Genomic DNA, 12,581 nt, shown 5'->3' with positions numbered 1-12,581 from the left:
GTTGTTTTCGAGACCGGCGATGGCGTTCGCATTGGTAATGCTGTCATGCCTGGGTGTGGCGCACGCCCAGCAACAGCCGGAGAATATCCCGTGGGAAAATAGCGTGGCGATCGCCCAGAAAATGGCGGCCGGCCTGCTGGAGCGGCAGACCGGAGCGAAGGATTTCCCGCCGCCATCCTTTGCGGTCGAGGTCGATCTCAACCTCGACGGCTTTCCCGAGATCTTCGCCTATCGCTATGCGCCGGGCTGCGACGGCATCCATTGCGGCAACTTCCTTTTCGTCCTCGAAGGCGACAGCTACCAGGAAGTCCTCGGCGACATTCCCGGTGCAAGGCTGGTGCCGCAGGACAAGATCGGGCTCAGCGCCTTCAAACGAAACGGTTTTCTCGACATCCAGTCCGACCAGATGATGATCGGCTGGGACGGAAAACGCTATGTCGACGCCTCTACGTTTCCTGCCTCGTCGCTCGATGGCGCCGCCTTCATGGCGGCCTGCCAGAAAAGCAGATCCAACGAGCAGCCGGCGGAGGGTGAAGCGGAACGCGTGAGCGCTGAATGCCAATGCCGGTTCAGCCGGTTTCAGGTGACCGGCTTCACGCAGCCCGATCTCGATATGTACACCGCATCGCTGGGCGAGAATTTCGAATATCCGACGGGCGCGAAAGAGATTGCCTGGCAGGCGCTTCTGAAAAATGCCGAGGACGTCGGCACCGGCTGCGATGTCGCCAGCGGCAAGAGCCAATGGCCGCCGGCGTACTTCAATCATGGCGACCAGCCGCAGCAGAAGCTGAATTTCGACAGCTTTCTCGATGCCTGTCCGGCACAGGATTTCATCCTCACCAACCACAAGATTGGCTCACCGGACCGAGCGCTCAGCCTTTGCGGCTGCCTTGCGCGCGAAATGCCGACCCAGGGCATCAGCCAGGCGGGGCTTGATCTGGTGGCGCAGTATTATCGCAACGAGATTTCCGACGCCGATATCGAGGCAGCGGACCCCAATGCCCTGACCTTCCACGACAAGGCATCGGAGGCCTGCCTCAGCCAGTTCCCGGCGAAATAGGATGGCGACGGTTTGCCCAAACATATGACGGAGCTGAAGTTCGCCTTCCTGGAAGAGCCGCCATTCTGCTTCACCGGTGCATCGGGCGAGGTCTCAGGCTGTGACGTCGAGCTTGCACGCAGGCTCGGTGAAATGCTCGGATTGGCGGGCTTCACGACGATCGAGACCGAATTCGCTGAACTGCTGCCAGGGTTGGTCGAGGGCCGCTGGACCATGACGACCGGCCTGTTCGTCTCCGAAGAGCGCCAGCAGCTTGTCGACTTCACACGGCCGATCTGGGCGTTGCAGGATGGGTTGCTGGTTGCGAAAGACAATCCGCGCGGCTTTGGCGGCTACCAGTCCATTGCCAGGGACCGGACGGCTTTGCTTGGCGTCATTACCGACCAGGTGCAGCATCTCACGGCGTTGCACAACGGGATTGCGCCGGAGCAGATCAGGATGTTTGCAACCCAGGCCGACGCAGCGGATGCAGTCGCCAACGGCGTGGTGCACGCCTATGCCAGCGTTGCGATGGCGCATCGTGGCTATCTGACCAAGCGGCCCGAAATGCCGCTTGGCCTTGTCGAGGTCCCGGCCAGCGAAAAACAGCCATCGGCAGGTGCCTTCGCAATCGCCAAGGGCAACGGCGCCCTGCTCAGGGATATCGATGCTTGCCTCGATGAATTGCTGGGCGGTGACTGGCACCGGCAGATGATGGCGCGATACGGATTTTCGGACAGCGATATCGATCGCATCGTCTGACCCCGGCGCGGATGCCTGTTTTTATGCATGTCGTCCTCCCAAAACCGGGGCCACTTTTGGGCGACATGCATTAGAGCTTGATCACATACTCCTTGCGGGTCGTTTCAAGCACTTCCCAGCTGCCCTTGAAGCCGGGCCTGAGAACAAAGCTGTCGCCGGCCTTGACGGTGCGCGCCGCACCGCCTTCTTCGGCGATCACCGAAACGCCGGACAGGATGTGGCAGAATTCCCATTCGTCATAGACGATGCGCCATTTGCCCGGGGTCGATTCCCAGATGCCGGCATAGAGGCCACCGTCACGCTCCTCGACGTTCCAGGTGCGGAATTTCGGATCGCCCGAGATCAGCCGATCCGGCGCGGGCGCGCCAGATTCGGGTTCGACGTTTTTGATGTCGACGGAAAGAAACGCGGTCATGATCGATCAGACCTTGGCAAGCGCCTGTTCGAGGTCGGCAACGATGTCGTTGACGTCCTCGATGCCGATGGAAAGCCGCACAGTGTCCGGACCGGCTCCGGCCTTGACCTTCTGCTCGTCGGAAAGCTGGCGGTGCGTGGTCGAGGCCGGGTGGATGACCAGCGACTTGGTGTCGCCGACATTGGCAAGGTGCGAAAACAGTTCCAGCGCCTCGACGAATTTGACGCCGGCGTCATAGCCGCCCTTGAGACCGAAGGTGAACACGGCGCCGGCGCCTTGCGGCGAGTACTTCTTCTGCAGCGCATGGTTCTTGTCTGAGGGCAGGCCCGGATAATTCACCGAGGCGACCTTGGGGTGATTGGACAGCCAGGCGGCGACGGTCACGGCGTTGTCGCAGTGGCGTTGCATGCGCAGCGGCAAGGTTTCCAGGCCGGTCAGGATCAGGAAGGCGTTGAACGGCGAAATCGCCGGGCCGAGATCGCGCAGGCCAAGCACGCGTGCGGCAATGGCGAAAGCGAAATTGCCGAACGTTTCGTGCAGGATAAGGCCGCCATATTCGGGGCGCGGTTCCGACAGCATCGGGTACTTGCCCGACTTGGACCAGTCGAAGGTGCCGCCGTCGACGATGGCGCCACCGATCGAATTGCCGTGACCGCCGATGAATTTGGTCAGCGAATGGACGACGATGTCGGCGCCGTGCTCGATCGGGCGGATCAGGTAGGGCGAGGCCAGCGTGTTGTCGACGATGAGCGGTAGGCCGTGCTTGCGCGCGATGTCGCCGATCTTCTCGATATCGACAAAGGTGCCGCCCGGATTGGCGAGGCTCTCGATGAAGATCGCCTTGGTCCTGTCGTCGATCTGGCTCTCGAAGGTCGAGATGTCATTGGTGTCGGCCCAGCGCACCTCCCAGCCATAATTCTTGAAGGCATGGCCGAACTGGTTGATCGAACCGCCATAGAGCTTGTTGGCGGCGACGAAATTGTCGCCCGGCTGCATCAGATTGTGGAACACGATCACTTGCGCGGCATGGCCGGAGGCGACCGCAAGAGCCGCCGTGCCGCCCTCGAGGGCCGCGATGCGCTCTTCCAGCACTGCCTGCGTCGGGTTCATGATGCGGGTGTAGATATTGCCGAAGGCCTTCAGCCCAAACAGCGAGGCGGCGTGATCGGCATCGTCGAAGACGAAGGAGGTCGTCTGGTAGATCGGCGTGGCCCGGGCGCCGGTGGCCGGGTCAGGCTTGGCGCCGGCATGGACGGCGAGCGTGTTGAAACCGGGCGTGCGGGTCATCGAAACCTCTCTTTTTGAAACTCTTGAAATGGCCGGGCATTCTTGGCGAAGCCCGGACGCGAATGCAAAGAAGAAAATGCCCTTCGGCGAACGATCTACGGCCGGGACGCGAGAAAATGCACGGCCTTGCGGAATAATTTTTGCTTCTAAGGCGCGCCGCGTTTGAAGGACTTTATCCGACGCGCCTTGGAGGCTCCTTTTGGATGCATGTCGTTATCCCAAGCCGCTGCGCACTTTTGGGCGACATGCATCATTTCTGGCGAACGCCGAAACTCTGGAACCCGGGGCGCATCAGTGGCTTCTTCGATGACAGCACGCCGGAATTGACACCAGTCCAACCGATCTCGCCGGACAGCTTCCCATATTCGATCTTGGGGCAGCGGTTCATCACCACCTTGATGCCGGCGGCCTCGGCGCGTGCGGCTGTCTCGTCATGGCGTACGCCAAGCTGCATCCAAAGGACTTTCGGCAAGGGATCGAGCCGCAACACCTCATCGACAATGCCCGGCACTGCCGACGCCGCGCGAAAGATGTCGACCATGTCGATCGGTTCGGGAACATCGGCCAGCCTGGCATAGGTCATACGGCCGAGGATTTGCTTGCCAGCTTGGCCAGGGTTGATCGGAAACACCGAAAAGCCCTTGGCCAGCAGATATTTCAGCACGAAATAGCTTGGCCGCACGTCATTGGCGGACGCGCCAACCATGGCGATGGTCTTCACCGAATTGAGGATGCCGGCGATGTGGGTGTTGTCGTAACTATCGTGGTTCATGCGGCTTCCTGCGGTAGTGGTAGTGGTAAAGTTCACGGCTGAATCCAAGCGAAGCATAGAGCGCGCGGCCTGGCGCATTGTCGGCCACCACTTGCAGGCATGCCGCGTCAGCACCCGCCCGTCGTGCCCAGTCGATCAGGCGGCCGACAGTCTTGCGGCCCAGGCCTTGCTGCCTGAAGCGGCCGTCGGTTTCAACCGATTCCACCACAATCAGCCCGTTTCGGATGACGCCATAGGCCAGGGCGGCAATTTCGCTGTCGCGTTCACAGGACACGAACGCCCGTTCGCCGGCGATCAGCCCCGTCATCTCGCGAAAGACGCGGCGATCGATGTCGTCGTAGGCGCCTATGCGAAACCGCGCTGCGAGCCAGTCTTCGGCGGGCACCGGCGATACAGTGACGCGCCCGTCGCGGATCTCCGCCAGGTCGTCGATACCGGCATACAGATGGATGGTTCCGCCTTCGGGCTGATAACCGCGATGGTCGAGTGCGGCTTCGAGCTCATCGGCGATATCAGGCACCCGAAACAGCGGCGTCTGGTCGTGACCGACATAGAAGGACTCGGCGGCGTCGATGACCTTGTCGGGTGCACCGCGCTTGCCACGCAGGGGATTGACCGAGTTTGCGCGCCGGGTCCGGCCACCGGAGCGCCTGAGAAGCCAGCCGTCGACGACGGTTTCGGCCGCTGCCGGCCAGGCTTCGCGGCACGCCTGTTCGCTGCGCCAGTTGAGATCGTCGTCATTGGCGATCACGCATCATTCTCCCTCAGCGCCTCCTCCATAAAGGCCTGCGAAATCGTGGCCGCGAAACGGCGGCAGGTTCCAGGGATATTTTTCCCCACCCGCGCCGGGTCAAGCAGGATGCGCTTGAGATAGGCTGCCTTGAGCCGCGTCAGCTGCTTGCGACAAGCCATTAATCGGGCAGCGAAATCGTGCCGTCTTCCGCGATCGGGAAAGCTGGATTGTTCGCCACTTCCCAGACATGCCCATCGGCATCGGCGAAATAGCCGTACCAGCCGCCCCAGAAGGCGCGACCTGCCGGCTTGACGATGCGACCGCCGGCTTTCTGTGCCATGGCGAGAACCTCGTCGACTTCGGCATCGGAGCGGGTGTTGTAAGCGAGGTAGACGGCGGACGGCGCCCCAGTGAAGGCAACGCCCGAATCCTCCTCGGCGCTGGCGCGCGGGAACAGGCCGAGAATGGCGCCGCCCATCTGGAAAAAGGCGACGCCGTCGGTGATGCCGGCATGACGGCTCAGGCCCATCGCCTCGTAGAAGCGCACGGCGCGGTCGAGATCGTCGGTCGCGATGGTGATGATGGAGATGCGTGGTTCCACGATTACTCGTCCGTCCATTGCGGCTTGCGTTTGCCGATGAAGGCGCCAATGCCCTCCTCCGCGTCGCGCGCCAGCATGTTGTCGACCATGATCCGACCGGTGTAGGCATAGGCGTCGGCCAATCCCATCTCAGCCTGCGCGTAAAAGGCTTCCTTGCCGGTCTTGACCACCAAAGATGATTTGGAAGCAATGGTTTGCGCGTATTTGGTGACAATCTGATTCAGATATTCACGCGGCACGACGCGATTGACCAAGCCGAATTCCTTGGCGGTTGCCGCATCGATCGTCTCGCCGGTCAACAGCATCTCCATCGCATGCTTGCGCGAGACGTTGCGCGACAACGCCACCATCGGCGTCGAGCAGAACAGCCCGATGTTGACGCCCGGGGTGCAGAAGGTGGCTTCATGCGACGCAATCGCCAGGTCGCAGCTGGCGACCAGTTGCAGCCCGGCGGCGGTGGCAAGGCCGTCGACTTCGGCGATGACCGGCAAGGGATGACGCACGATCGCCTGCATCAGCGTGGCACAGGCCGCAAACGTCTCCGCAAAGAAGGCCTTGCCATGATCGGCATCGGCACGGCGCGCCGTCATTTCCTTGAGATCATGGCCGGCGCAGAACACCTTGCCGGCTGCCGAGAGAACGATGACGCGAACCGCCTTGTCGGCCTTGGCGCGCTCGAGTTCCGCGATCAGCGCCGCCATCACCGACAGCGACAGAGCGTTGGCAGGCGGATTGGCAAGCGTGAGGCGCAGCACGCCCTTTTCCAGTTGTGCGACAACCGGACCTTCAACGGCGGCAGGCTTGATGGCAAGGATTTCAGCCATGGTCGTTTCTCCGCGATTCAGGATCGTGGGTGGATGCTTCAATCTAGTACGCCATCGCGCCTCGTCCAACACCATCAAACAGATTGCTGGCACAAGCGACAAGGCTGCCCTGCATTTGTCCCGGTGGCTTAGGATTGTCATCAATGAAGGCTGAAACGGTGTTGCCAGAACACCCGGCCGCGTTCAAACAGGCGCATACGAGGGAGACCGCCATGCCCGCCCAGAGCAATCTCAAGCCGGTGCTGACCGCGGTGGAAGTCAATGTGCTGATGGGAAGCGTCTATCCCCAGCTCAACGACCAGTACAAACATTACGAGGCGATCGACGTGTTTCCGGGCGGTTGCCTCGTGCGGCTCAATGCCGACGAGCGGCACCTGCGCCCTGGTGGCACAGTGTCGGGTCCGTCGCTGTTCACGCTCGCCGATATTGGCGGCTATGTCTGCGTGCTCTCTCATGCCGGGCCGGACGCGCTTTCCGTTACAGTCAACCTCGACATCAACTTCGTCCGCAAGGCCGAGGCCGGGCCGATCGATGGGCATTGCCGGATCCTGAAGCTGGGAAAGAGCCTGATGGTGTTCGACATCGACATCGTCGCCGGCCCGGACGGACACACCGTGGCGCATGCCACCGGAACCTATTCGATCCCGCCGAAGCGGTCCTGACGATTGAACTCTCGTTAGATGTGTATATATATGCGCATAGGTGACTATTGCTTGAACGTGACAGCCGCAAGATCGTAAAGCGCCTCAAAGAGGACGGGTTCGATCTGATTTCAGTGCGCGGCTCGCACCACAAATTCCGCAAGGGTGAGATCGTGTTGATTGTTCCGCATCCCGAGAAGGACCTGCCAACCGGCACTGCTCGCGCGATCGCCAAGCAAGCTGGTTGGATCAGATAGTAGACGTCCGGAGGCCACGATGAAGAATTATTTCGCCTTGGTGGAGAAAGATCCCGACAGCGCGTTCGGCATCCGCTTTCCGGACATTCCCGGCTGCTTTTCCGCTGTGGACAAAGCCGAAGACATCGTACCCAACGCCGTTGAAGCCTTGCAATTGTGGGCAGAGGACATGCCCGTTCCCGAACCGTCCAGCCACGAAGTGATTGTCGCCCTCCCCGACATACGCGATGCGCTTGCCCAAGGCGGCTATCTGGTCTCGGTGCCGCTCATCGACAATGACAGCGCCGTCGTCAGGGCGAACGTGACTTTCGAGCGCGGCGTTTTGCGTGCGATCGACGCTGCCGCGCTTGAGCGAGGCCTTACGCGATCCGCATTCCTTTCCAGCGCGGCTCGCAAGGAAATCGAGGCAAAGCACTGAGATCTATCAAGGCCAGGAGCCGTAAATGAGTGTGGTAAAATGATACCTTTTACCCAACGCGTTGTTTCTGCTATACTTTTCCTGCCACCGGTCCTTCCAATGGCCTTGACGCGACGGCTGCCCTCGCCTATAAGCCCTCACGAAGCAGCGGCCCGCAAAGGCCGCCGTTTTGTTATTGGCGGCGGGCAAGCGCCCTTCGCCAATCCAAGCAACAAGAAACGCCTTCCCTGGTGAAGGTCCGAACCGAAAGCAGAAAACATGACAACCTTTTCGCAGAAGCCTGCGGATGTGGTGAAGAAGTGGATCCTGATCGACGCCGAGGGTCTCGTCGTCGGCCGTCTCGCCACTGTCATCGCCAATCATCTTCGCGGCAAGCACAAGCCGACCTTCACCCCGCATGTCGACGACGGCGACAACGTCATCGTCATCAATGCCGACAAGGTGGTGTTCACCGGCAAGAAGTTCACCGACAAGGTCTATTACTGGCACACCGGCCACCCCGGCGGCATCAAGGAGCGCACCGCGCGCCAGCTGCTCGAGGGTCGTTTCCCGGAGCGTGTCGTCGAGAAGGCCGTTGAGCGTATGGTCCCGCGTGGCCCGCTCGGCCGTCGGCAGATGAAGAACCTGCGCGTCTATGCAGGTGCAGAGCATCCGCATGTCGCCCAGCAGCCCGAAGTTCTCGACGTGGCCAAGCTGAATTCCAAGAACAAGAAGGTCGCATAAGATGGCTGAGCTTTCCTCGCTCGCAGAACTGGGCGCCGCCACCGGCAACACCAACACGCAGGCCGCGGCACCCGTCCATGTCCAGAAGCTCGACAAGTCGGGCCGCGCCTACGCCACCGGCAAGCGCAAGAACGCCATCGCGCGTGTCTGGGTGAAGCCGGGTTCCGGCAAGATCATCGTCAACGACAAGGAATTCGCGACCTATTTCGCGCGTCCGGTCCTGCAGATGATCCTCAACCAGCCGATCATCGCCTCGAACCGTTCAGGCCAGTACGACATCGTCGCCACCGTCATCGGCGGCGGCCTCTCGGGCCAGGCCGGCGCGGTGCGCCACGGCATCTCCAAGGCGCTGACCTACTACGAGCCGGCGCTGCGCGCCGTACTCAAGAAGGGCGGCTTCCTGACCCGCGACAGCCGCGTCGTCGAGCGCAAGAAGTACGGCAAGGCGAAAGCCCGCCGCAGCTTCCAGTTCTCGAAGCGCTAAGCGCTCCGCAGTTTTGCCAATCGAAAAGGCCGCCTTCGGGCGGCCTTTTTGTTTTGCGGCTCCGCCATCATCCCACCCGCGCCTTCGGCGCGACCTCCCCATCAAGGGGAAGTAAAGAGCGCGGCACCCTACCTCCCCTCGATGGGGAGGTCGGCGCCGGGTGGGGTGATGGCGCCGGCGCAATTCATGCCTGGCGCAGGTGTCAGGGTCTGCCGGCCTTGATATAGTCGATGAACGCCCGCAGCGGGGCCGGCACGAGGCGGCGGCCCGGATAATACAGGAACGGCCCGGAGAAGCTCTGCCACCACGGTTCGAGAATCGGTTCAAGCGCGCCGCTTTCGAAGTGAGGGCGAAGCCAGCCCTCGAACAGGCCGATGATGCCGGTGCCGGCGATGGCCGCATCGACGGCCAGATCGGTCGCCCCGCCGATCCGCACGATCAGCGGCCCTGTCGGATCGATGCGCACCACCTCGCCGTCGCGCTCGAATTCCCACGGCAGCATCGCGCCGCTGGCAAAGCGGCCGCGCACACAGGCATGGCCGAGCAGGTCGCCCGGATGTTGCGGCCGCCCATGGCGATCGAGATAGGCAGGGCTGGCGGCGGTGGCGAAACGCTGCAGGCGCGGTCCGATCGGCACCGCGATCATGTCCTGCTCCAGCCGCTCGTCGTAGCGGATGCCGGCGTCGCAGCCGGCCGCCAGCACGTCGACAAAATTCTCGTCGGCGATCACCTCCAGCCGGATACCGGGGAAGGCGGCGAGGAAGCCTGGGACGATGTCGGGCAATATCAGCCGCGCGGCGCTGACCGGCACATTGAGACGCAACGAGCCCGCCGGCCTGTCGCGAAAGCCATTCACCACATCGAGGGCGGCCTCCACCTCCGACAGCGCCGGACCCAGCCGCTCCAGCAGGCTGAGACCGGCCTCGGTCGGGACAACGCTGCGCGTGGTGCGGTTGAACAGCCTGACGCCGAGCTGCACTTCCAGGCGACGCACCGCTTCGCTCAAGCCCGAGGCGCTGCCGCCGCTGGCGCGCGCACCATCGCGAAAGCCCCCGGCGCGCGCCACCGCCACGAAGGCGTTCAGATCACCGAGATCCATCATTGTTCGTAATTCCGTACAGCCTGTGTGGATTGTACCTGATTATCACAAGATTGAGCAGCACCTATCTTCGCCGCCTCAAAGGAGATCAATCATCATGTCCACTATCCAACAGGCCGGCACTTTCACCCTTGGCAGCCACACCGTGAAGCGGCTCGGCTACGGGGCCATGCAGCTCGCCGGGCCCGGTGTGTTTGGGCCGCCCAAGGACCATAACGCGGCAGTGGCCGTGCTGCGCGAGGCCGTTGCGCAAGGGATCGACCATATCGACACCAGCGACTTCTACGGCCCGCACGTCACCAACCGGCTGATCCGCGAGGCGCTGGCCCCCTACCCCAAGGATCTGGTCATCGTGACCAAGATCGGCGCCCGGCGCGGCGCGGATGGATCATGGCTGCAGGCCTTTTCCGCCGAAGCGCTAACCCAGGCGGTGCACGACAATCTGCACAATCTCGGCCCCGAGGTGATCGACGTGGTCAATTTGCGCATCATGTTCGACACGCATGGTCCCGCCGAAGGGTCGATCGAAGAGCCGCTCACCGTGCTGGCCGAACTGCAACGCCAAGGCCTGGTCAGGCATATCGGACTGAGCAACGTGACACCTACCCAGATCAGGGAAGGACGCCGGATCGCCGAGATCGTCTGTGTGCAGAACCAGTACAATCTGGCGCATCGCGGCGACGACGCCCTGATCGACGACCTCGCTCGTGACGGCATTGCGTACGTGCCGTTCTTCCCGCTCGGCGGCTTCAACCCGCTGCAGTCTTCGACGCTCTCCGATGTGGCGCAACGCCTCGGCGCCACCCCGATGCAGGTTGCGCTCGCCTGGCTGCTCCAGCGCGCGCCCAACATCCTGCTGATCCCCGGCACATCGTCGGTCGCGCATCTGCGGGAGAACCTCGCTGCTGCCGAACTCACGCTTTCGGATGAGGTGCTCAGGGAATTGGATGGTATGGCGAGCGTCGCCGCGGCCTGACCGGCATCCTGCGGTAGCAGTGCTCGACCAACGATCTTGAAAAGGCCGCCTGTGTGCGGCCTTTTGCATTGGGCATTCCTATCCGGCGAAATGGTCCGCATCACGGATGAACAGGAACGCGCAGAGCGCCGAGCCGGCCACCGCAAGCGCCGAGGCCAGGAATGCCAGTTGCATGCCGTGGATCGTGCCCAGCGCCAATGCCGAGCCAAATAGCGCCACGCCGATGGCGCCGCCTGACTGGCGCACGGTGTTGAGCATCCCCGAGGCGGTCCCCGACATCTCCATTGGCACCGCAGACAGCAGCGCCGTGGTCATGGCGGGGACGGCAAGACCGATGCCCACCGGTAGGAACAACAGCCGCCACAGCAGCGACAGATACGACGTGTCGGCCTGGATCAACGCCATCAGGCCGAAACCGCCCGCGCCGACAAACAGACCGATCGCCATCGGCAACCGTGGGCCATAGTTTGCGGCAACGCGCCCGGCGGCGATGTTCGACACGGTGACGGCCGCCATGAACGGCAGAAAGGCGAGCCCGGTCATCTCAGGCGAAAAATGCCTTTCCTGTTGGAAATAGAGGCTGAGCATGAAGATCGTGCCGTAAAGCGTCAGGTTCACCGCCAGCCCGACGAGACTCGTCACCGCCGGGACGCGGCTGGCGAACAGGCCGAGTGGAAACATCGGGGCCCTTGTCCTGCTCTCGACCATCAGGAAGAAGCTTCCGGCAACGACCGCCAGCAACAGACCGCCAATCACCGGGACCGACGACCAACCCGACGAGCCGGCTTCGATGAAGGCGCCGGTCAGCGCGAACAGCGTCAGGACGACAAGTCCCTGCCCGGCCCAGTCGATCGGCGGCTTCTCGGCCTTGAGCGGCGTCTCCTGAAGAAACCGGTAAGCCATCCAGATGGCGAGGGCGCCGATCGGCAGGTTGACGAGAAAGATGCTGGCCCAGCCGAGTGACGCGACCATGAAGCCGCCGAGCACCGGCCCGGCCGACAGCGCGATGCCGCCGGCTGCCGTCCACAGGCCTACGGCGCGTGCCCGGCGTGCCTTGTCAGAGGCATAGGCGCGGTTGAGGAGCGCCAGCGAACACGGCATCAACAAGGCAGCACCCGCGCCCTGCACGGCGCGCGCCGCGATCAGCACCCAGGCACTTTGCGCCAGGCCGCAGACCAGCGAGGCAATGCTGAACAGCGCCATACCGCCGACGAAAACACGGCGGGCGCCGATCCTGTCGCCAAGCGCACCGCCCGCCAGCAGCAGCGAGGCGAAAACAAGCGTATAGGCGTCGACGACCCATTGCAGGCCGCCGATGCCCATCGATAGCGCCGAGCCGATCCTGTTGAGTGCAACATTGACGATGGACACATCCAGTTGCACCACCACGAAGCCGAGACTGGTCGCGGCGACGGTTGAGGCATAGGCGAGATGGGCGGGACGGTTCAAAAGCGTGGTGTCGGACATGTCCCATGGATAACGGCTCTTAACTGACACCGTTCCGTCAGCAGACGCACTGCGACAACAACGCCGGCATCCCAGTGGCGGCA

16 protein-coding genes are annotated in these 12,581 nt (G+C 62.6%); 8 read left to right on the top strand and 8 right to left on the bottom strand.

Going from position 1 to position 12,581, the window contains the following annotated elements:
• Positions 1-19 precede the first annotated feature (19 nt).
• Both AC1DZP_RS29505 and AC1DZP_RS29500 read left to right on the top strand, forming a co-directional pair.
• Positions 20-1,060 (top strand): hypothetical protein, encoded by a 1,041-nt coding sequence (locus AC1DZP_RS29505; RefSeq protein ID WP_477307255.1) that lies wholly within the window; start codon positions 20-22, stop codon positions 1,058-1,060.
• 24 nt (positions 1,061-1,084) lie between these two features.
• Positions 1,085-1,801: a transporter substrate-binding domain-containing protein gene (locus AC1DZP_RS29500; RefSeq protein ID WP_477307253.1), complete on the top strand. Its 717-nt coding sequence runs from the start codon at positions 1,085-1,087 to the stop codon at positions 1,799-1,801.
• A 70-nt stretch (positions 1,802-1,871) separates the two neighbouring features.
• Here the strand turns inward: AC1DZP_RS29500 and AC1DZP_RS29495 are convergent, their stop codons facing one another.
• The 6 genes from AC1DZP_RS29495 to AC1DZP_RS29470 form a co-directional block, all read right to left on the bottom strand.
• Positions 1,872-2,216, bottom strand: a complete 345-nt coding sequence (locus tag AC1DZP_RS29495; protein WP_095081251.1) for a cupin domain-containing protein — start codon at positions 2,214-2,216, stop codon at positions 1,872-1,874.
• Between the two features lie 6 nt (positions 2,217-2,222).
• The gene (locus tag AC1DZP_RS29490; protein ID WP_095081250.1) at positions 2,223-3,503 is read right to left on the bottom strand and encodes an O-acetylhomoserine aminocarboxypropyltransferase; all 1,281 of its coding nucleotides are present in this window, start codon (positions 3,501-3,503) and stop codon (positions 2,223-2,225) included.
• 250 nt (positions 3,504-3,753) lie between these two features.
• Positions 3,754-4,275: a CoA-binding protein gene (locus tag AC1DZP_RS29485; protein ID WP_477307250.1), complete on the bottom strand. Its 522-nt coding sequence runs from the start codon at positions 4,273-4,275 to the stop codon at positions 3,754-3,756.
• Positions 4,262-5,026: a GNAT family N-acetyltransferase gene (locus AC1DZP_RS29480; RefSeq protein ID WP_477307248.1), complete on the bottom strand. Its 765-nt coding sequence runs from the start codon at positions 5,024-5,026 to the stop codon at positions 4,262-4,264. The genes AC1DZP_RS29485 and AC1DZP_RS29480 overlap by 14 nt, the downstream gene beginning before the upstream one ends.
• 160 nt (positions 5,027-5,186) lie before the next feature.
• Positions 5,187-5,609: a VOC family protein gene (locus AC1DZP_RS29475; RefSeq protein WP_477307246.1), complete on the bottom strand. Its 423-nt coding sequence runs from the start codon at positions 5,607-5,609 to the stop codon at positions 5,187-5,189.
• A gap of 2 nt (positions 5,610-5,611) precedes the next feature.
• Positions 5,612-6,433 (bottom strand): enoyl-CoA hydratase, encoded by an 822-nt coding sequence (locus AC1DZP_RS29470; protein ID WP_477307244.1) that lies wholly within the window; start codon positions 6,431-6,433, stop codon positions 5,612-5,614.
• Positions 6,434-6,645: 212 nt separating this feature from the next.
• Here AC1DZP_RS29470 and AC1DZP_RS29465 point away from each other — a divergent pair, with 212 nt between their 5' ends.
• From AC1DZP_RS29465 to rpsI, 5 genes are all read left to right on the top strand, one after another.
• Complete coding sequence (locus tag AC1DZP_RS29465) at positions 6,646-7,095, top strand: PaaI family thioesterase (protein WP_477307242.1); 450 nt, start codon at positions 6,646-6,648, stop codon at positions 7,093-7,095.
• A gap of 47 nt (positions 7,096-7,142) precedes the next feature.
• Positions 7,143-7,331, top strand: coding sequence for a type II toxin-antitoxin system HicA family toxin (locus AC1DZP_RS29460; protein ID WP_477307241.1), 189 nt, complete (start codon positions 7,143-7,145; stop codon positions 7,329-7,331).
• Between the two features lie 19 nt (positions 7,332-7,350).
• Positions 7,351-7,749, top strand: a complete 399-nt coding sequence (locus AC1DZP_RS29455; protein ID WP_477307239.1) for a type II toxin-antitoxin system HicB family antitoxin — start codon at positions 7,351-7,353, stop codon at positions 7,747-7,749.
• Between the two features lie 258 nt (positions 7,750-8,007).
• Entirely contained in the window at positions 8,008-8,472 is a 465-nt protein-coding gene (gene rplM, locus AC1DZP_RS29450) for a 50S ribosomal protein L13 (RefSeq protein WP_010915638.1), read from the top strand.
• A gap of 1 nt (position 8,473) precedes the next feature.
• Positions 8,474-8,956: a 30S ribosomal protein S9 gene (rpsI, locus tag AC1DZP_RS29445; protein WP_457152847.1), complete on the top strand. Its 483-nt coding sequence runs from the start codon at positions 8,474-8,476 to the stop codon at positions 8,954-8,956.
• A 202-nt stretch (positions 8,957-9,158) separates the two neighbouring features.
• On the opposite strand, the gene AC1DZP_RS29440 is transcribed toward rpsI, so the two are convergent.
• A complete protein-coding gene (locus tag AC1DZP_RS29440; RefSeq protein ID WP_477307237.1) occupies positions 9,159-10,058 on the bottom strand; it encodes a LysR family transcriptional regulator in 900 nt (299 codons plus the stop codon).
• A gap of 94 nt (positions 10,059-10,152) precedes the next feature.
• Between AC1DZP_RS29440 and AC1DZP_RS29435 the strand changes: the two genes are divergently transcribed.
• Entirely contained in the window at positions 10,153-11,031 is an 879-nt protein-coding gene (locus AC1DZP_RS29435; protein ID WP_477307235.1) for an aldo/keto reductase family oxidoreductase, read from the top strand.
• Between the two features lie 78 nt (positions 11,032-11,109).
• Here the strand turns inward: AC1DZP_RS29435 and AC1DZP_RS29430 are convergent, their stop codons facing one another.
• A complete protein-coding gene (locus tag AC1DZP_RS29430; protein WP_477307233.1) occupies positions 11,110-12,498 on the bottom strand; it encodes an MFS transporter in 1,389 nt (462 codons plus the stop codon).
• Positions 12,499-12,581: the final 83 nt, after the last annotated feature.

Source organism: Mesorhizobium sp. P2_F8 (genome assembly GCF_056403655.1).
Note: the sequence above shows the minus strand (reverse complement) of the source record. Positions and strands in the feature narration are given on the sequence as shown.